Source organism: Streptomyces sp. NPDC060198, from assembly GCF_042728415.1.
Lineage (GTDB): Bacteria > Actinomycetota > Actinomycetes > Streptomycetales > Streptomycetaceae > Streptomyces.
Map to the genome: position 1 here is coordinate 26473 of NZ_JBHWZJ010000013.1, position 19158 is coordinate 45630.

Genomic DNA, 19158 nt, shown 5'->3' on the forward strand with positions numbered 1-19158 from the left:
CCGTGCCGACGAATCGGGAACGGCCCTGGGCCCAGTGGGTCACCCATCCGTCGAAACCGGAGGTGCCCGGCATCCGGGGGTGCCCGGCATCCGGGGGCGTCTGTGCGAAGGACAGCAGACCGTAGTAGGGCGGCCCGACCCGCGCAGGCCGTCGCAGACCTCGGTCACGGTGGCCCGGCCGGGCGATCGGACGAGCCGTCCGTCGCCCGCCTACCAGGCCGCGCTCCACCCCGGTCCCCTCCTCATCCGGGCTCGGTCGTGACCAACGTGAACGTCAGTTCGCTTGGATTCGCCCGCTACGGCGCCTGCGAACCCCACGCACGAGCTGCCGGACAGTCGCCACCTGGAGCAGCACCGCAGAAGCGACGAACCCTCCTGAGTCGTCTCCGTTCAGATAGGCCTGCACCGCGCCGCTGACGAGCACGAAGGAGACCAGAACGCCCGCCGTCGACATGGCCCAGCCGATTCGATCAGTCATCTGCGAAGTGTCCCGGCTCCAGCGCCTTCCTGCCTACCCCGCGCGACCGAGTGCGACGGGCCCGCGTGGCAGGTCCGTCGGAGGGCCAGGCCCTACGGCTCCCGGATCAGCAGCCCGGCCAGCGCGCGGAGCGCGGACCGGTCGGTGCGCCCCGTTTTCCGGACCAGCCCGGCGATGTGCTTCTCCACCGTGCGCGGCGATATGGAGAGACGGCGCGCGATCTCCGGGTTGCTCGGGCGCCCGGACGCCAGCAGGGCCAGGACCTCGTACTCCCTCGGGGTCACGCCGAGTTCGCGTACGGCGGCCGGAATCCGTTCCCGGCCGGCCCGCCGCTGCCGTACGCCCGCGCCCGACCTGCGCAGCAGGGCCCGGCAGGCCCCCGCCACCGCGGTGACCCCCGTCGTGTGGAAGTACTCCTCGGCGGCTCGCAGCCACACCACCGGATCGCCCCAGCCGTCGTCCAGCGCGGCTTCGGCCACCAGCCGCATCCCGAGGTGGTGGGCGGCGGGGAAGAGCGCCGCGTAGGTCTCCCGGACGGTCGCGAGGACGGCCGCGGCCTCGCCCGCCCGGCCGTCGCGTCCCAGCAGCACCGCCTCGGCCAGCAGCAGGAACTGCTGGTTCCAGGCGAGTTCCGCCGCGGGCGCCCCGGTGTGCTCCCGGAGGACCTCCCTGTCGGCACGGTTCGAGAGCACATCGAGGAGCGGCCCCAGCCCGTGGCTCCCCGACAGGTAGAACACCTGGGGCTGGGCCGCCTCCCAGGCCGCGACGGCCGCCAGTTCCGCCGTCGCGGCCGGACGGTCCTCCTCCATCAGCGCGCAGAAGGCACGGCACAGGCCGAGAACGACCGGGGTGAGGAAGGAGTCCGCCCCGCCTGCCCGGTGGAAGCGCTCCAGTTCCTGGTCCATCGCGTCCCGGTTCCCCCGGTGGGCGGCGAGCGTCGCCGAAGTCAGCAGGAGGTAGCGGTGGGTGGAGAGGTTGTGCAGCCGCGCGGTGGCCCCGAGCGAGCGGTCCACCGCCTCCCGCGCCTCCTCGTACTCGCCCCGCAGCACCGCGTGCATGGCGAGCATCCCCTCGGTGTCCTGGGTCAGCACGATCGCCCCGAGCGCCCGCGCGGTCCGCCGGGCCGCCTCCAGCCGGGCCGAACTCCCGGTACGCATGAACGCGTTGACACCCAGCCGGACGAGAGCCCCGACCCGCCACAGCGGCAGGGAGTGCCTCTCGGCGACGGCCAGCATCCGTTCCAGGCAGGCGTCGGCGTGGTCGAAGCCGCGTTCGCGGCCCAGCAGCGCGAGCAGGTGCCAGGCCTGGCACGCCACCACCGGCAGTGACGCCCGCTCAGCCACCTCGGCGGCCCGGCGCGCCGAGCGCTCGGCCTCCTCGGTACGGACGGCCGGGTCCGGCCCCCCGTGGCCCGGGGACCCCGGCAGCAGCGCGAGATGCCCCTCGACCACGGCGAGAGCCGCTCCCTGCCCGGACATCCCGTCAACGGGCCCACCGGCCCGCGGCATCAACGCCCGCGCCGCCGTCAGCTGGCGGCGCGCGTCCGCGCCCCGCTCGGCCAGGACGGCGTCCCAGGCGAGCCGGAGGTGCAGATCGGCCCGGCGGCCGGCGGCCGGCGCCCCCGGACCGGCCATGCCCAGGGTCTCGGCGAGCTCGAAGGCCCGCTCCAACTCCCCGGCCCCGGCGAGGGCCTGCGCAAGGTGCTCGACGACGGGCGGCCGGTCCGGTGCCGGAGCGAGCTCGGCCGCCCGCTCGAACAGGGCGACGGCGGACGCCCAGGCCCCGCCGGACTCGGCCCGCCGACCCGCCTCCGCGTAGGCGGCGGAGGCACGCCCGCGCTCCCCGGCCGCGGTCCACAGCTCCGCGACCAGTCCGCACCTGTCCTCCGCCAGGAGCGGATCGGCGTTCTCCAGGGCGGTGGCCGCACGTCGGGCCAGGGCCGCGTGCTCGGGCGGGGTCGGCACGGCGAGCAGCGCCTCGGCCGTCAGCCGGTGCCGGAAGGCGTAACCGTCGGTCCCTCCGCCGACAGGTACGACGAAACCGGCGCGGGCGGCTGCCCGCAGGCGGGCGAACAGATGCTGTTCGCTCACCCCGAGGGCCATGCGCAGGGTGGCGACGGAGAATCTCGGCCCCAGACACGCGGCGGTCAGCAGGAGGTGGCCCACCACCGGGTCGAGACGGCCCAGCCGCTGGGCATGGCTCTGCACGACCGACCCCGGCACACCTGTCGCCAGGTCGCCCGCCGCGACCAGGCCGTCCGGAGCCACCCGCACCGCACCCGCCTCCACCATCGCGGCGAGCAACTCCTCGACCAGATACGGGTTTCCACCGCCGTCCCCGGCCAGCCGGTCCACCACGGCGGCCGGCACCCGGTCCTCCTCGACCCCCAGGCACCCCGCGGCGACCGCGCGTACTCCCGGGACGTCCAGCGGGCGCAGCGTCAGCACGTCCGCCGTCCGGCCGCGTCCCGCCTCGCCGACGAGGTCGAGCGCCGCACCCGACTCGGGACGCGAGGTGGCGACGAGCAGCACCGGCAGCGCGGCCAGGTTGCCGACCAGGTAGTCGACGACCGCCAGGGTCTCGTGGTCCGCCTCGTGGAGGTCCTCCAGCACCAGCAGGCAGCCGTGTTCCCTGCCGAGGACGGCCAGCAGGCGCAGCAGCGCCTCGGCGAACTCCACCATGGTCTCCGGGTAGGTCGCCTCCGCCCGCCGCCACTCCGGGACCACCCGCGCGAGCGCGGGGCGGTAGGGCTCCAGCTCCGGGTCGACGGGCAGTCCGCCGACCCTGGAGTACGAGGCGAGGGCCTCCGCGAGCGGGCGGAGCGGCCCGGTGAGCCCCGTCGCACTGCTGCGCCCCCGCAGTACGCGCACACCGAGCGCGGCCGCCCGGTCGGCTCCCTCCCGGGCCAGCCGGGACTTGCCGATGCCCGCCTCGCCCAGCACGAACACGGTGCCGCCCCGGGACGCCCGCAACCGTGCGAGGGCCTCGTCGACGACGGTCAGCTCGCCGGACCTGCCGACGGTGACGGGGGACGTGACACGCATGGCGGAACCTCCGGTCGGGTCGGGGCGCACGGTCCGGACGAACGGACCGGGCGAGCGGTCCGGGGCCTCAACGACAGGTCTGCGTGAGGGTGGTGGGGTTGCGTGGTCCCGCGCCCGACAGGAGGTCGGCCCGGCGGCTCAGCCCGCCACCGCCGCCGAGCCGCACACGGTCGGCGGGGTGGCCCACGCCGCTGTCCCGCCGTGCCGCCGCCGTCTCCCGGACGCGGGTGCTCTCCGTCGCGTTCATCGCGTACTCCGTTCCTCTTCGAGGGGTGTGGCCCGTGCGGCGGGCAGGACGCCCGCCGCGGCCGATGGTCCGTCATCCGGTGCCCGCAGCAGCAGGACCGAGGGCACCCGCGCGGCGAAGCCCAGCCGCAGCAGGGTGTAGCCCGTCCCGGCGAGCCCGTGGAGCAGCCCGGGGACGACCGCCCCGCCCGGAGTCCCGTACCGGAGCGCACCGCGCTCGACCGCCGCCACGACCGCCGCGGCCCGCCACGCCCCGGCCGTCGTGCGCGCGCCGGTCGGGCGCCATGCCGCTCCGGGGGTGGCGGCGGGGTGGAACAGCAGCTCCAGCGCGCCGGGTTCGCCGTGGCACAACCCGTGCGCGGGCAACGGTCCGTGGCGGTGCGCGGACCGTACCGCGCTCGCGAGCCGCGCCGCGAGCACCGTGTCGGCGGCGGCCGCCCCGGTGTCGGCCACCGCCAGGGCCACCCCGGGCGCGCCCCGGCACCAGCCCGGCGGGCCACCGGCGCGAGCGTCCGCCGCGGTACGCAACGCCGCCGCCCGCAAGGCCGCCGCCCCGGCCCGCCCGTACCGCGCGTCCCCGCCGGCCCGCGCGTACCGCAGCAGCGCCCAGCCGACCCCGGCCCGGCCGTCGGCGAAGCCCGCGCGGCCCGGCGGCGGCGCGTCGAGCAGCCGCTCGGCGGCGAGGGCCGCGGCCCGTCGTGCCGCGGCCGACCCCGTCATCCTGTCCACCGCCAGCAGCGCGGCCAGCCCGCCGGCCGTGCCGCCCACCACGCCGTACTCCTCCTCGCGTTCCACGGCACACCCGGCGAGGGCCACCACCGGCTCGACCAGCCCGCGGATCTCCGTGTCGTCCAGGCACTCCGCCACCGAGGCGACCGCGTACGCGATGCCGCCGAGCCCGGCGAACCCGCCGGACCCCACGTGCCCCAGCTCGTCCGGGCGGGCGGCCAGCGCGGCCAGCAGACCGGGCAGCGGCCGGAGCGCCTCCCGCGCCCCCTCGGCATACCGGTCCTGCCCGGTGAGGGCGAAGAGCCGGGCGAGGAACAGCGCCACCCCGCTCCAGCCGCTCCCCAGGTCCGCGCCGAGCGGCTGGAGGCGCCAGTACCGGTCGCCCAGCAGCTCCAGGCCCAGCCAGTTGACGGCCCCGGCTCCCCGGTACGCGTCCACGAGGAGCCGGTCCCCGATGATCCGGGCCGCGTCGAGAAACCGCCCGGGGTCCGGCCGGGACCAGGTGCCCGGCCGGTGCGGCGGACCGCAGCGCCCCGGTGGCGTCCGACGGACCGCCCCCGGCAGGGGCTGTCGGGTCCGGCCGCCGTGCGCTTCGGTGCGCGACCGTCCCGCCATGGCCGCGCGGACGATCCACTCCTGCCGCGCGAGGTCCCGCGGGCCCATCGCCCGGATCCGGTCCGTGACCGCGTCGAGCCCCGGCCCGCCGAGGGCGCCCGCCACGCGCCGGCCGCTCGCGGTCCACAGATCGGCACGGCCCGGACGCGCGGTGAACAGCGGTACGTCGCCGTTCCACAGGTCCGCGATCTCGTCCTCCACGAGTTCCGGCCGGGCCGTCGGCCACCCGTCGCCGTCGCGCAACGCGCCCAGCACCCGGTCGCGTTCCTCCCAGCCGCGCAGCAGGTCGGGATGGGTCGACTCGTCCAGCAGCGTCGCGTACACCTGGGTGGCCCGCGCCACGACCCGCACCTCGTCGTTCGCGCAGCGCGCCAACGGGCCGCCCGGGAGCAGCAGTTCGTCACGGTGAGCCACCACGGTCCGGTATCCGGCGCGGAATCCGGCCAGCAGCGCCCCCAGGTGCTCCGCCGGATCGGCGACCGCCGCGCCCAGGCGTGGCCGGTTCTCGCCCCCGGCGAGCGGTCTCCTCACACGGACGAGCCGCATCGCGTCGGTGCCCGCACCGGCCCAGCCCACGACGTCCAGCGGTGTCGCCGCGCCGGGGTCCCCGCCCACCCCCGAGACGTCCCGGACGTCCTCGTCGCCGATCCACAACTGGGGCAGCAGCCCGGTGCGGTGGACCGAGGCCTCCAGGGCCGCTTCGGCCGGGTCCCTCCTTCCGGCCGCCGGCTCCGGCGGGTGGAAGAGCGTCTCCACGTCCACGAGGACGGGCTCGTCCCGGCAGGCGACGAGATTCTCGTGGTGGAGGTCGGTGGCGCCCACGGCGTGCGCCAGGGCGAGCAACCCGCCCAACCGCAGGTAGAAGCGGTCGACGTCCGCGGCGGTACGGCACTCGTCCGGTGCGACGAACTCCGCCCAGCCGTGGCCGGGTCGCTCGACGACGGTGGGGACGCGCAGATCCGGCAGCCCGGACCGGGCGTTGAACCAGTCCAGAAGACCGGCGCAGTGCCGGTCCACCGTGAGCGGCCTCGGCTTGTGGACCACCTGGCGGCCCGTCGCGAAGCGGAGTACCGCCACGCCCCGGCCCTGCCGGTGCCCGTCACCCAACGCCCCGCGCACGGCGACCAGTTCGCCCGGATCGACGCCATGCAGCAGCCCTGCCACGATCAGGGGACGGTCGGCGGCGAACCGCTCCAGAAGCTCGAAGAACGCTGCGGCGGCGTACAGGCAGGCCTGTCCGACCAGCCTGCCCAGGACCGGATACCGCACGAACAGCCCCACTCGCTCACACGGTTGGGACGATCGTCGGAGGAACGACCGGAAGCGCAGCCCCTGCGTGTCCCCTTCGGTCAGCCCGTCGGCGCCTGCCGCGTGCAGCTCCAGGACGAGGGTGCGGGCGGCCGTCCCGGCCAGCCGGCCGGCCAGGTCCTCGGTCCACCGCGCCCGTACGGAGGCGGCGACCCGCTCGCGCACGGGCAGCAGTCGTGCCGCGTGCCGGGCGAACGGCTCCATCAGCGCGGCGAATCCGGTGAGGCCGGGCAGTCCGCCGTCCGGCAGCACCAGCGGCTCGTCGCGTGCCACGGCCTCTTCGACGAAGCGGGCCCACTCCGGGCGCACCCCGGCGGTCCGGTCGACGGGGGCGACGGCCCGCAGCCACCAGCCGTCGGGGAACACCGCCTCGGCGTGGACGATCACAGCGGGGACACCCCGGTCCCCCGGGCCCACCCACTCGCTCCGGCGCGACCGAGGGCTGTCCCGCCCGTCCGGCGACACCCGACACGCGCGCTCGCCGCGGTGTCGGGATCATCCCGACGCGTCCGGTGCCGGCGCGACCCTCCGCCGTGCGATCGCACGCACCGGACGCCGCCGGACCCGCCCTCCGGGCGGACGGCGTCATTTCCGCAACACGCTCCAGCCACGCGGCTCACCACTTCCTCCCCCGGCGCCCCATGTCCTCCCCCGGTGCCGCGGGCGGCACGCGGGGTACCGGTTCGCACCGGATTCCGCGTGCTGCCCGGGCCGTTCAGACCGGAGCGACCGGCCGGACGTGACCAGCCGGCCCAGCCGAACCGACCGGACCAGCCGAACCGACCGGACCAGCCGGACCGACCGCCCCGACCGGCGTGATCAGAAGGTCGTCTCGATCTCGATGGTGAAGCAGCTGCCGAAGACGCTGATCCAGCTGCCCCGGTTCGTGTATCCGAGCGCCTCGGTGTCCACCGCGGTCTCCTCAAGTCCCTGCAGGGCCAAAATCGCGTTCATGGTGCTTCCTCCTCCTATGTGTTCCCGGCCGGCCGGCTGTTCCGGCAGCCGGAAGTCTCAAGGGGTGCCCGGCTCGGGGAGCAGCGGCGCACCGGGCCCGTCGAGCACCCGGGCGAGGGCCAGCAGCACACCGGCGCTGCCGGATCCCAGGTCGGCGTGGAACCGCTCCTCCGCGGCGCCGAGCACCCGCAGCCCGTCGGGGTGCCGGATCGCGTACTTGGCGAGCCCGGTGGCGACGCGCAGCGCCGTCGCCCGCTCCCCGGGCCCGCCGACGTGCCCGGCCGGCTCCGCACGTTCCGCGTAATCGGCGTACTCGGCCAGCGCGTACACCGGACCGGCGAGGCCCGTGTGCAGGCCGGGGTCGACGGTGCAGGTGAGCCGGCACATGGCCACGACCTGCGGCAGGGTCCGTACGCACCGCTCGTCGCCGGTCGTGGCGGCCAGCCGGGTGAGCGCCAGCGCCACACCCGCGGAGCCTTCCGCCAGGTAGGGCAGTATCCGGCTCTGCGTGGTGTCCCGGAACATCAGCCCGTCCGCACCACCGTCGGCGGCCCGGTCGAGCTCGGCGTGCATGAGGGCGACCGCACCCCTCAGGTAGCGCTGCTCGCCGGTGTACGTACCGATGGTCTGCAGGAACAAGGCCGTTCCGGCGAGCCCGGACGCGAGCCCGGGAGCCCCGGCGCCGGACAGCAGCCGACGGGGGTCCTCGGCGACGAAGGCGTCCGCGATCCCGGCGGCGAAGGCCAGCCGGCGGTCGCCGCCGAGGCGCTCGTGGAGCGCGACGTGGGTGAGCCCGATGCCGGCCGCACCGTGGGCCAGTTGGGCCGAGGCGAGGCTGAGCGGGTGGCCCGGGGCGGTGTCGAGCACCTGCCCCGCCTCGTCGCCGAGGCCCAGTTCGGCCAGGACCCAGGCGATCCCCGCCGTACCGTTCTGGAGTCCGGGTGCCAGCACGGCGGCGTTCTTCAGCGCGTCCCGGCGGAATCTGGCCACCAGCTCGTCCGGAACGCCGGCGCCGGACCGCAGCAGGGCGTGGAGCACCCCGGCCGTCCCGTGCTCCAGGCAGTGGGTGTTCACGGCGTAGCCGCGCGGCGGCGGCGGGAACACCCAGTCCCGGCCGTCCGGCCTCGCCATGGCCAGCAGACCCGCGGTGAGTCCGGCCCGCAGACGCTCCAGCTCCCTCTCCGGGTCCGCGTCGAGGGACGCCGCCGAAGGCAGGTCGTGCACGGGGGCCGGAGCCCCGGCAGCGGCGGTTCCGGGGTGGAAGCGGGTCACGGTGCGCCACAGTTCCGCGGGGACGGGGACGACGTGTTCGAGGTCCCGGCGGTAGAGCTCGGTACGGCCCACCGGGTCGCGTACCAGCTGCTGGGTCAGCGGGAAGAGGGCGAACTGGGCCAGCCCGGAGAATCCGTACTCGTCGTCCTCCACACCGGCCGCCGCCTGCGCGGGGGTCGGTTTGTAGCCCGGGGTGCCGAGCGCGCTCGGCTTCTCGTCGAGCGGGTTGGCGGTCTCGAAGTCGATCAGGCGCACGCCCAGGTCGTCGAGGACGACCACATTGCCGTGGCTCAGGTCGCCGAAGCGCAGCCCGATCCCGTGCAGCCGGTCGATGGCGGCGCGAAGGCTCGCCAGCACCCGGTCCACACGGGCGAGGTACTCGGTGTGCCGGGCGGGGTCCACGTCGAACCGCCCCATCACCGTGTGGGCGGCGACCCACTGGACGAAGCCCGCCCCCTCGACGAACTCGGTCACCAGGAAATCGTGTTCCCACTCGGTGAAGTGGTCCAGCGGCTCGGGACAGAGCCCGGGCGCCAGGGAGTGCACCCGCTCCAGGGTCTCCCACTCGTGGCGGAGCCGACCGCGGGAGTCGGTTCCGTCGCCCATGAACCCGTTGTACGCGCGGGCTTCCTTGACGAACACCGTGCGGCCGGTGCGGGTGTCGGTGGCCCGGTAGGTGCCACCGCCGTTGCTGTGCCGGATCACCCCGGTGACCTCGTACCGACCGTTCAGCAGGATCGGTCCGGTGTGGGGCGGCTCGGGAGTGGCGAACGGGTCCTCGACACCGGCCGGCAGGACGAACTGGGCGGACCGCACGTCGGGTACGTCCCTGCCCTGTCCGTCGCGCACCAACTGGAGCGTGGTGCCGTCCGCTTGGATCCGGGAGCGGCTGCGGTGGGCTCCGTACCGGTACTGCACGACACCGCTGTCGGCGTAGCGGCGGTCGGTGAGGACGTACGGACCGGTCTCACCCTTCAACTCGGCCGTCAGCCGCTCCATCAGCCTCCGGGCGGTGGCGACTTCGGGCGGATAGATCGCGATGAACTTGCCGGCCTGCGCCCGGTCGACGTGCTTGTGGTGGAACACCTCGTAGAACAGCTGCGCGCTCAGGTGCTTGAAGACCAGTCCCTCGTCGAAGCAGACCGCCGCCACCGTGTCGAGCGTGAACCTCAACCGCTCGGGCCTGGTGGACACATGGACCTTCCAGCCCTCGTCCACGAGCACCGGTTCGGCCGGCCGCCAGTAGGTCCACGTCCCGTCGACCGTCCCCGACCATCCGTCGGGAATCTTGCTGGGAGCGTACGTCTCGCCCACGTCCGAGACCCGGTCCAGGGGGAAGTAGAACTCCTTGTCCGCCAGCGTCAACCAGAAGGCCTGCATCGCCGCTCCTCCACCGGTCCCGATCCTCCCGGGGACGCGGCCCCGGTGCCGGGAGCAGACGCTAACCAGATGTCCCGCCCACCCGCAGCCACCCGTTCGGGGGGCTTGCGGCGGCGGGGGCGGAAGCGGATACGGAGGCGGAAGCGGACACCGGTGAGCGGGAGTCGCACGGGACAGACGATTTCCGGCCACTCTTGGCAGGACGCCGCACCGCCCCCGAGACGTCCGGAACCAGCCACGCCCGTACGGATGCCGTACGAGGTATGTGCACCGCTCGCCGTAGTCGGTATCGTCGCGACGGCGTTGGGGCAGCCTGGAAGGACGGTGTCCGTGAGGGGTTCGGGGGATGCGGGGGAGGCGGTTCTGCGGGAACTGCGCTCCGCTGCGGCCGCACATCCACTGGTCAACCTGACCGGCCCGCTCGGAGTCGGCAAATCCGCCCTCACGGCCGGCCTCCACGGCGCTGCGCGGGTGGACCTCGACCGCCCCGACGGACCGGCCGCGTTACGCCGGGCGCTCTTTGAACCGGCCGGACCGACGCTGGTCGTGGACAGCGTCGACGGCCGGGCACGCCGGGACACCCTGTACGCCGAGCTCGAACACCCCGACCACCGGTGGCCGAACCTGGTCGTGGTGAGCCGTCGACCGCTCCTCGCCGACCCCCGGTGGACGCACTCGGGCGCGGCCACCGTCACCGTGGCCCCCGCTCCCGAGGAGCGGATCGCCGCGCAGGCGGCCGCCGTGGCCGACCCGGACGGCCGCGCCGTCGTCGTCCAGCTCGCCGGCGGAATACCGTTGATCGCGGACGCGGCACGGCGCGCGCTGGACACCGGCATCCCCCCGAACGCTCTCGGAGCCGTCGCCGACCAGGTGTCCGAGGAGATCATGGAGCGGCTCGGCCGCGAACTCCCCGGCAGGCAGTGGCGCCACGCCCTGCGGCTGCTCGCCACCGTGGGGTCCGGGGACGAGAGGCTCCTGCCCGGTGGCCCCGACCACTTCGCCTCACTCGCCTCGCTCAGCATCGTCGAACGGAGCGGGCTGGGGCTCCGGATCACCGAGCCGTACCGCACCCTGTTCGAACTGGCCTACCGGTGGCGGCGGCCCGAGTCCCACGAAAGCGCCCGGGTCCGCGCCCGCGACTACCGCCTCGCCCTGCTCGCCGGCGCTCGCGACCGAGCCGAACAGGCCGCCCTCGCCGAACAGAGCCTCTTCCTCAGCGCCGGCCCCCAGGTCCGCCGCGCCCTCTTCCCGGCCGACGCCCGTGCGGTGCGCGTACGCTCCGCCGTCGCCGCGGACGCCTCCGACATCGGCGAGCTGATGCGCCAATGGGCCGACCACAGCGGCTTCGACCCCCGCCGCTGCGACCGGCTCACCGAACGCTGGGCCGGCGACGACATCTCCGCCTTCCACCTCGTGTACGACCGGGACGACAAGGCCATCGGCATCGCCGGCCTCATGCCGATCGACGACCGGACGACCACGGGCATGGAACCGCTGCTCCAGCAGCACAGCGCGGCGGTGGCCCAAGGCGGCCACTTCCTGGGGGCCGCGCACTGCCCCGACCCGGCCGTCCGGGCCATCCTCCTGCGCCACCTCCTCCAGCACGCCTCCGGCGGCCAACTGGTCGTCTCCACCGCCAACCCCGAGTACCAGGGCCTGGTGAACAGCCTCGGCTTCCGGGTCCACGGCTCCATCCGCGACGACGTCTTCCACTGCGGCCGCCCCCCGGCCGTCTACAGCAACGATTTCTCCGCCGCCGCGCTCCCCTGGTGGCTCGGCCGGCTCGACGGCAACGGCCCCCGGCCCCCGGCCCGCCCCGGGCCCCGCATCGCCCCCAAGGAACTCCAGGTCCTGCTGGACTACGTGTCCGGCATGACCCTCAAGGCCGCGGCCCGGCGGGCCGGCATCTCCCAGAACACGGCCAAGGACTACCTCAACCGGGTCAAGTCCAAGTACCGACTGGCCGGGCGACCCGCCTACACCAAGATCGACCTGGCCCACCGCGTCCACGAGGACGGCCTCGGGCCCACGGCCCCCACGATCGCGGCCCCCCGGATCGAGCCGTAGGGCATACGTGCCGGCGGCCTCGTACGGCGCTCCCGGCGTGGAACGCGGGCATGAAAAAGCCCCAGGTCACGGCGAGTGAGTCCTGGGGCAATTCCGAGCCGCCTTCGGGATTCGAACCCGAGACCTACGCATTACGAGTGCGTTGCTCTGGCCAACTGAGCTAAGGCGGCACGCCCTGTCGCACCATGGTGCGATCAGCAGCGGGGCCAAGTCTACACAGTTTCCGATGGTGCTCCGTACCACCTGCCCCACAGGCCCTCCTCGCAGGTCAGGGCGGCGGGGCTGCCAGGCTGTATGGCCGGGCTGGGGGGCCGGGAGCGGGCCGGGCCCCGGGACTCAGGTGCACGTGGTGCCCTTCTTGGGGACGGTGCCCTCCAGCAGGTACCGGTTGATGGCGGTGTCGATGCAGTCGCTGCCCCGGCCGTACGCGGTGTGGCCGTCGCCGTCGTAGGTGAGCAGGGTGCCGGAGGTGAGCTGGTCGGCGAGGGAGACGGCCCACTTGTACGGGGTGGCCGGGTCCCGGGTGGTACCGACGACGAGGATCGGATCGGCGCCCTTCGCGTGGGTCGCGTGGGGGGTGCCGGTGGGGTCGACCGGCCAGTACGCGCAGTTCAGGGCGGCCCACGCGAAGTTCTTCCCGAAGACCGGGGATGCCTTCTCGAAGCTCGGGACGGCCTTCTCCACGGCGGAGCTGTCGGAGAAGGCGGCGGGCAGGTCGAGGCAGTTCACCGCGTAGTTGGCGAACATGAGGTTGGCGTACGAGCCGTCGGGCGAGCGCTCGTAGTAGCTGTCGGAGAGGGCGAGCAGCCCGGAGCCGTCACCGTGCTGGGCGCCCGCGATGGCTTCGCGGAGCTGGGGCCAGGCGGACTCGTCGTACATGGCGGCGATCACCCCCGTCGTCCCGAGGGACTCGCCCAGCTTCCGGTCCTCGCCGGTCGGGACCGGCTCGGCATCCAGGTCCTCGAAGAGCTTCTTCAGCTCCGCCGCCGCGTCGGCGGTGCTCGTGGTGCCCAGCGGGCAGTCCTTCTGCTTCACGCAGTCCGCGGCGAAGGACTCGAAGGCGCCCTCGAAGCCGGCCGTCTGGTCGCGGTTGACGTCGACGGCGGGGAGCGACGGGTCCAGCGCGCCGTCCAGGACCAGGCGCCCCACCCGGTCCGGGAACAGGTCGGCGTAGATCGCGCCCAGGTACGTACCGTACGAGGCACCTACGTAGTGCAGCTTCTCGTCGCCGAGGATCTCCCGCAGGATGTCCATGTCCCGGGCCGAGTCGACGGTGGAGACGTACGGGAGGATCTCGCCGGAGCGCTTCTCGCAGCCGTCGGCGAACTTCTTGAAAGCGGCGCTCAGCTTCTCGGTCTCCGCCTCGTCGTCCGGCGTCAGGTCGACCTGGGTGAACGCGTCCATCTCCTTGCCGGTCAGGCATTCGACGGGCTCGCTGCGGGCCACTCCGCGCGGGTCGACGGCCACCATGTCGTACCGGGCGCGGACCTGCGCGGGGTAACCGAGGGCCGCGTACCCCTGGAGGTACTCGACGGCCGAGCCGCCGGGGCCGCCCGGGTTCACCAGGAGGGATCCGATCCGCTCGCCCGGCCCGGTCGCCTTCTTCCGGGAGACGGCCAGATCGATGTCCCCGTCGCCTGGCTTCTGGTAGTTCTTCGGCGCCTTCATCGTCGCGCACTGGAAGCCCTCGACGCCGCACTCGCCCCACTTCAGCTTCTGCGCGTAGTAGGGGGCGAGGTCCTTGGCGGCCACGGTCGCCGAGGAGCCGACGGCGGACGCGCTGGGCGTCGAACCGCCGCTCGTGCAGCCGGAGACGAGCAGGCCGGCAGTGCCGAGCCCGATGGCGAGGGTCTGGAGCAGGCGCCTGGAGTCCATGCCCGGAGCGTAGTCGCCCGGTGACGAGTCGTCCGATTTCCTCCTCATTCGGGTGAACGGGAGGTGCGGCATCCGACGCGGTGCGCGTGCGCCCCCACGCGCGCTCAGCCCGCCCGCAGCGCCATCGTCATCGCCTCGACCGCCAGCAGCGGCGCTACGTTCCGGTCGAGCGCGCGCCGGCAGGCGATCACCGCCTCGATACGGCGGAGGGTCTGCGCCGGCCCGGAGGACTCGGCGATCCGGTCGAGCGCGTCCCGTACGTCGGTGTTGGCGAGGGCGATCCGCGAGCCCATCTGAAGGGCCAGCACATCACGGTAGAAGCCGGTGAGATCGGTGAGGGCGAGATCGAGGCTGTCGCGTTGGGTACGCGTCCTGCGCCGCTTCTGCTTGTCCTCCAGGTCCTTCATCACGCCCGCCGTGCCACGCGGCATCCGGCCGCCCGCAGCCGCTCCGAGCGCCGCCTTCATCTCCTCGGTCTCCTTGACGTCGACCTCCTCGGCGACCTGCTTGGCGTCCTCGGCGGCCGTGTCGATCAGCTCCTGCGCCGCCTTGAGGCAGCCGCCCACATCCGCGACGCGCAGCGGGACCTTGAGCACGGCGGCCCGGCGGGCCCGCGCCCGCTCGTCCGTCGCCAGCCGACGGGCCCGCCCGATGTGGCCCTGGGTCGCACGGGCCGCAAAGTGGGCCCGCTCGGGGTCGATGCCGTCGCGGCGGACGAGGACGTCCGCCACCGCCTCCACCGGAGGCGTACCCAGCGTGAGGTGACGGCAGCGGGAACGGATCGTGGGCAGCACGTCCTCCAGCGAGGGCGCGCAGAGCATCCACACCGTACGCGGGGCAGGCTCCTCCACGGCCTTGAGCAGGACATTCCCCGCCCCCTCGGTCAGGCGGTCGGCGTCCTCCAGAACGATGACCTGCCAACGGCCCACGGCCGGCGAGAGCTGGGCACGGCGCACCAGGTCGCGGGTCTCCTTCACACCGATGGAGAGCAGGTCCGTGCGGATCACCTGGACATCGGCGTGGGTGCCGATGAGGCTGGTGTGGCAGCCGTCGCAGAACCCGCAGCCGGGTGCGCCGCCCATGGCCCGGTCGGGGCTGGTGCACTGGAGGGCGGCGGCGAAGGCCCGGGCGGCGGTGGACCTGCCGGAACCGGGCGGCCCGGTGAACAGCCAGGCGTGCGTCATCTTCGAGCCCGGGGGCACGGGCTCGCCCTTGGCCGTCGCGGTGACCAGGACGTTGGCGTCACGGGCGGCAGCCGAGAGCTGCTCCTGCACCCGGTCCTGACCGACCAGGTCGTCCCATACGGACATGGTCACCGCCCTTCCGGTGGTGTCGTGCGGTCCTGCGGTGACGAGAACCGGAGGCGTACGGCGCGCCTGAGGTCCTGCGGTGCGGGAAGCAGGAGGCATGACTGCGCGCTTCCATTGTGGGGGACCCCGCCGACAATCCCGACGCCGTACGGATTTCGGGGGCCCTCTCCCGGTCCCCCGACGACGCGGACGCCCCCCGGTCCGGTGATCCGGTCCGGGGGGCGTCCACCGCGCCGTACTCGTACGGCGGGGCGACCGTCAGCGGCGCGGACGCCGACGGCCCTTGCCGAAGCCGTCCGGTTCGTCGTCCTCATGTCCGCCGAGGAGCTCGTCGGCGAGCGTCGGCAGATCGTCCAGCGGGGTCTCCTCGGCCCAGTCCGGACGCGGCCGGCGCGGGCGGGCCGCCTGCTCGTACGCGGCCCGGTCGGCGGCCGGATCACCGCTGATCTGCGGCAGCTCGCGGGTCCGCTCGGTCTCGCTCTCCGCGGCGGAGGGCGCCGGGTCCTCGTCCCGGAAGATGCCCCGGGGAACACGGTCGGCCGGAGCGTCGGGGCGGTACGCCGGAAGGACGGTGGTCTCGTCCGCCTCGCTTGCTTCCTCGCGGTACGCGGGAAGCACGGTGGTCTCGTCGTTCGCCACCGTCCCGGCGGACCCCGTCCCCCCGTCGGCGCCACGCGATCCGTCCGCGCCGGCGCCACCGCCCGAGGACGAGTCCGGCCGACCCTTGGCCGGTCGCACCTTCGGGACCTGCTGAGTGACTTCGTTCGGGTTCACCATCGGCGTGGGCACCGTCAGCTCGTCCCCTGAGGCGCCTGAGGCACCGGAGGCACCGGAGGCACCGGAGGCACCGGAGGCACCGGAGGCACCGGAGGCACCCGAAGTGCCGGAAGCACCGCCCGCACCCACGGACCCCGACTTCGTCCACGGGTCCCGGACCGCACGCGCCTCCTCGGCACGCGCCGCCTCCGCCTTGCGGGCGGCCTCGGCACGCTCGGCCGCCACCCGCTCCGCCTCCGCGCGCTCGGCGGCCACCCGCTCCGCCTCCGCACGGGCCGCGGCCTCCGCCTTCGCCCGTACGGCGGCCTCGGCCGCCGCACGCTCGGCGGCCTCCTCCTCGGCACGGCGGCGGGCGGCCTCGGCGCGCACCAGGGCCTCCTCGGCCTTGCGCTGCTTCTCCAGCCGGAGCTCCTCGGCCTCCTTGCGAAGCCGGGCCTCCTCGGCGGCCTGGAGGCGCAGCCGCTCCTGTTCGGCCTCGCGCGCCTTCTCCTCGGCCTCCCGCCTGCGGCGGTCCTCCTCCTCGCGGAGGCGGAGCTCCTCGGCGCGCTGCCGGGCCTCTTCGGCCTGGCGCTCGGCCTCGGCCTGCCGGGCCTCCTCCAGCTCGCGCTGCTTGCGCTCCTCCTCCTCGGCACGGAGCTTGGCGAGCTGAGCCTGGCGCTCGCGCTCCAGCCGCTCCTCCTCCGCCTTGCGGGCGGCCTCTTCCTCCGCCTTGCGCCGGGCCTCCTCCTCGGCCGCCTTGCGCGCCTCTTCCTGGGCCTTGATCTCAGCCTCGGAGAGCGGCAGGACGCGGTCGAGCCGGTGGCGCACGACGGTCGTGATGGCCGTCGGCTCCTGGCCCGCGTCCACGACGAGGTAGCGGACCGGGTCGGCGGCGGCGAGGGTCAGGAAGCCGGAACGCACCCGGGCGTGGAACTCCGGGGGCTCGGACTCCAGCCGGTCCGGCGCCTCGGTGAACCGCTCCCGTGCGGTGGCGGGGTCGACGTCCAGCAGCACCGTCAGGTGCGGGACGAGTCCGGTGGTCGCCCAGCGCGAGATGCGGGCGATCTCGACGGGCGAGAGGTCCCGGCCGGCGCCCTGGTAGGCGACGGACGAGTCGATGTAGCGGTCGGAGATGACGACCGCGCCGCGTTCCAGGGCCGGGCGGACGACGGAGTCGACGTGCTCGGCGCGGTCGGCGGCGTACAGCAGGGCCTCGGCACGGTTCGAGAGTCCGGCCGACGACACGTCGAGGAGGATCGAACGGAGCCGCTTGCCGACCGGGGTGGCCCCCGGTTCGCGGGTCACGACGACCTCGTGGCCCTTGGCCCGGATCCACGAGGCGAGTGCCTCGACCTGGGTGGACTTCCCGGCGCCGTCGCCGCCCTCCAGGGCGATGAAGAATCCGGTGGCGGCGGGCGCGACGGCCGGGTCGCCGCCGCGCAGCGCCTCGCGCAGGTCGCGCCGGAGCGGGACACCCGCCCGGTCGTCCGTCTTGGCGAGGACGAGCGCGGCGACGGGCAGCAGCAGGGCGCCGATGAGCATCAGGGCGAAGGCGGCGCCGCCGTGGGCGAAGACGAAGTCCCCGGCGACGAGGCGGTGCCGGCCGAACGCGGCGGCCAGCAGCGGTCCGGCGACGGCGCCGATCGCGACGGCCACCCGGACGACCGCCTGGAGGTGCTCGGTGGTCTTCGCCCGCTGCGGCTCCTCGGTCTCCTGGTCGATCAGGGCGTGGCCGGTGTGTGCGGCGACCCCGGCGGTCCAGCCGGCGAACAGGGCGATCATCAGCCCGGTCGCCGTGTCCGGCACCAGGCCGAGCACCAGCAGCGCCACGCCGGTGAGGGCGAGCGCGAGGGCGAACAGCCGGCGCCGCGACAGCGCGGGCAGCACCTTGGCTGCGGTACGGACACCGAGGGCGGTGCCGCCGGTCAGTCCGAGGATCAACAGCGCGTACGTGGCGGGTCCGCCGCCCAGGTCCGCCGCCTGGAGCACGGCGGCACCCGCGGCCGCCGCGATCGCTCCGGCGACTGCCGCGCCGGCGGCGACGATCAGCGGGAGGGCGCCGGTACGGCCCTTGCCGTCACCGGCCCCGTCCGCCCCGGCCGTCCGCCGGCGCAGTCCCTCCAGCGGGGAACGCGGCCGGGGCGTGGGGAAGCCCGGCAGTTCGAGGAAGTACAGGGTCGAGATGGAGGCCGAGAACAGTCCGGCTGCGACGTACGAGCCGAGAGCCGCCTGGTGCACCGAGAACCAGTCCAGCCCCGCGCCCAGGAGGTTGCCGGCCAGAGTGGCCACCAGCAGGACCACCGCGGCGGCGGGCACCGCGAGGAAGTCCGTACGCACGGAGAGCCGGCGCAGCGCGTCGAGGTGGTCGGGGAGCGGACGTACCGCCGCGCCCTCGATCGGCGGGGCCGGCAGCAGCGCGGGAGCCGCGCTCTCCTTGGCCACCGCCCACAGGCGTTCCCCGGCCCCCGCCACGAAGACGGTGATCAGGATCATCAGGAGCGCGTTGTCCGGCGTCCAGTCGATCCAGAGCGGCGCGACGACCAGCAGCGCGAGCCGTAGCCCGTCGACGCCGATCATCAGCCATCGCCGGTCCAGTACCCCGCCCGGTGCCGTGAGCGACGTCAACGGCCCCAGGAGTACGGCTCCGAAGAGCAAGGTGGAAAAGATCCGGACACCGAAGACTGCGGCGACGGCGAAGGCCGCCCCGCGGTATCCGGTGCCGAATGAGCCCTCCAGGACTGCTGCTTGCAGCGACAGAAGCACCAGCACGAGGACGGCGAGTGCGTCGCCGATCCCGCCGACGAGCTGGGCGCTCCACAACCGCTTCAGCGGCTGGATGCGCAGCAGGGCCCGTAGGGCGCGCTCGCGTGAGTCTGCGGCAAGTGTGTCGGAGGTGGGGCTCACGACCGTTGGCTGCTCGGCTCGCGTCATCCGTCCAGCCTATCGGCAGCCGTACGGTCGCCGTTGCCCCGGCCGAACATACGACCGTGTGGCATCCCGGAAGATTCCGTTACGGAATCCGCCCGGCGAGCGCCCCCGCCTCTTCCCCGGGCCGTTCGGAATCCACCCCTGAGGGGGCGAAGACCCGGACACACGTCCGCCGCCCCCGGCCGGAAACCGGGGG

General features: G+C 74.5%; 10 protein-coding genes and 1 tRNA gene. 1 reads left to right on the plus strand and 10 read right to left on the minus strand.

From position 1 onward, the window contains the following. Positions 1 to 274: 274 nt before the first annotated feature. From ACFWEP_RS03795 to lanKC, 6 genes are all read right to left on the minus strand, one after another. Positions 275 to 478, minus strand: a complete 204-nt coding sequence (locus ACFWEP_RS03795; RefSeq protein ID WP_387365037.1) for a hypothetical protein — start codon at positions 476 to 478, stop codon at positions 275 to 277. Between the two features lie 92 nt (positions 479 to 570). Further along, a complete protein-coding gene (locus tag ACFWEP_RS03800) occupies positions 571 to 3522 on the minus strand; it encodes an AAA family ATPase (RefSeq protein WP_387365040.1) in 2952 nt (983 codons plus the stop codon). Between the two features lie 67 nt (positions 3523 to 3589). Next, positions 3590 to 3769, minus strand: coding sequence for a hypothetical protein (locus ACFWEP_RS03805; protein WP_387365043.1), 180 nt, complete (start codon positions 3767 to 3769; stop codon positions 3590 to 3592). After that, entirely contained in the window at positions 3766 to 6807 is a 3042-nt protein-coding gene (locus ACFWEP_RS03810; protein WP_387365046.1) for a type 2 lanthipeptide synthetase LanM family protein, read from the minus strand. Before ACFWEP_RS03810 ends, ACFWEP_RS03805 begins: the two co-directional genes overlap by 4 nt. A 432-nt stretch (positions 6808 to 7239) precedes the next feature. Then, positions 7240 to 7374 (minus strand): hypothetical protein, encoded by a 135-nt coding sequence (locus ACFWEP_RS03815; RefSeq protein ID WP_387365049.1) that lies wholly within the window; start codon positions 7372 to 7374, stop codon positions 7240 to 7242. A 57-nt stretch (positions 7375 to 7431) separates the two neighbouring features. Further along, a complete protein-coding gene (gene lanKC, locus ACFWEP_RS03820; protein WP_387365052.1) occupies positions 7432 to 10026 on the minus strand; it encodes a class III lanthionine synthetase LanKC in 2595 nt (864 codons plus the stop codon). Positions 10027 to 10356: 330 nt separating this feature from the next. Here lanKC and ACFWEP_RS03825 point away from each other — a divergent pair, with 330 nt between their 5' ends. Further along, positions 10357 to 12093, plus strand: coding sequence for a hypothetical protein (locus ACFWEP_RS03825; protein ID WP_387365055.1), 1737 nt, complete (start codon positions 10357 to 10359; stop codon positions 12091 to 12093). 96 nt (positions 12094 to 12189) lie between these two features. On the opposite strand, the gene ACFWEP_RS03830 is transcribed toward ACFWEP_RS03825, so the two are convergent. From ACFWEP_RS03830 to tmk, 4 genes are all read right to left on the minus strand, one after another. Next, positions 12190 to 12263 (minus strand) — tRNA-Thr (locus ACFWEP_RS03830). A gap of 166 nt (positions 12264 to 12429) precedes the next feature. Then, positions 12430 to 13968, minus strand: a complete 1539-nt coding sequence (locus tag ACFWEP_RS03835; protein WP_387365058.1) for an alpha/beta hydrolase — start codon at positions 13966 to 13968, stop codon at positions 12430 to 12432. A gap of 104 nt (positions 13969 to 14072) precedes the next feature. After that, complete coding sequence (locus tag ACFWEP_RS03840) at positions 14073 to 15278, minus strand: DNA polymerase III subunit delta' (protein WP_387365061.1); 1206 nt, start codon at positions 15276 to 15278, stop codon at positions 14073 to 14075. Between the two features lie 258 nt (positions 15279 to 15536). After that, positions 15537 to 18965, minus strand: coding sequence for a dTMP kinase (tmk, locus tag ACFWEP_RS03845; RefSeq protein WP_387365064.1), 3429 nt, complete (start codon positions 18963 to 18965; stop codon positions 15537 to 15539). Positions 18966 to 19158: the final 193 nt, after the last annotated feature.

What these genes read in the sequence shown, in the direction of transcription:
- ACFWEP_RS03795 (WP_387365037.1), bottom strand. Translation starts at nt 478, where the DNA reads ATGACTGATCGAATCGGCTGGGCCATGTCGACGGCGGGCGTTCTGGTC.
- ACFWEP_RS03800 (WP_387365040.1), bottom strand. Translation starts at nt 3,522, where the DNA reads ATGCGTGTCACGTCCCCCGTCACCGTCGGCAGGTCCGGCGAGCTGACC.
- ACFWEP_RS03805 (WP_387365043.1), bottom strand. Translation starts at nt 3,769, where the DNA reads ATGAACGCGACGGAGAGCACCCGCGTCCGGGAGACGGCGGCGGCACGG.
- ACFWEP_RS03815 (WP_387365049.1), bottom strand. Translation starts at nt 7,374, where the DNA reads ATGAACGCGATTTTGGCCCTGCAGGGACTTGAGGAGACCGCGGTGGAC.
- lanKC (WP_387365052.1), bottom strand. Translation starts at nt 10,026, where the DNA reads ATGCAGGCCTTCTGGTTGACGCTGGCGGACAAGGAGTTCTACTTCCCC.
- ACFWEP_RS03835 (WP_387365058.1), bottom strand. Translation starts at nt 13,968, where the DNA reads ATGGACTCCAGGCGCCTGCTCCAGACCCTCGCCATCGGGCTCGGCACT.
- ACFWEP_RS03840 (WP_387365061.1), bottom strand. Translation starts at nt 15,278, where the DNA reads ATGTCCGTATGGGACGACCTGGTCGGTCAGGACCGGGTGCAGGAGCAG.
- tmk (WP_387365064.1), bottom strand. Translation starts at nt 18,965, where the DNA reads ATGACGCGAGCCGAGCAGCCAACGGTCGTGAGCCCCACCTCCGACACA.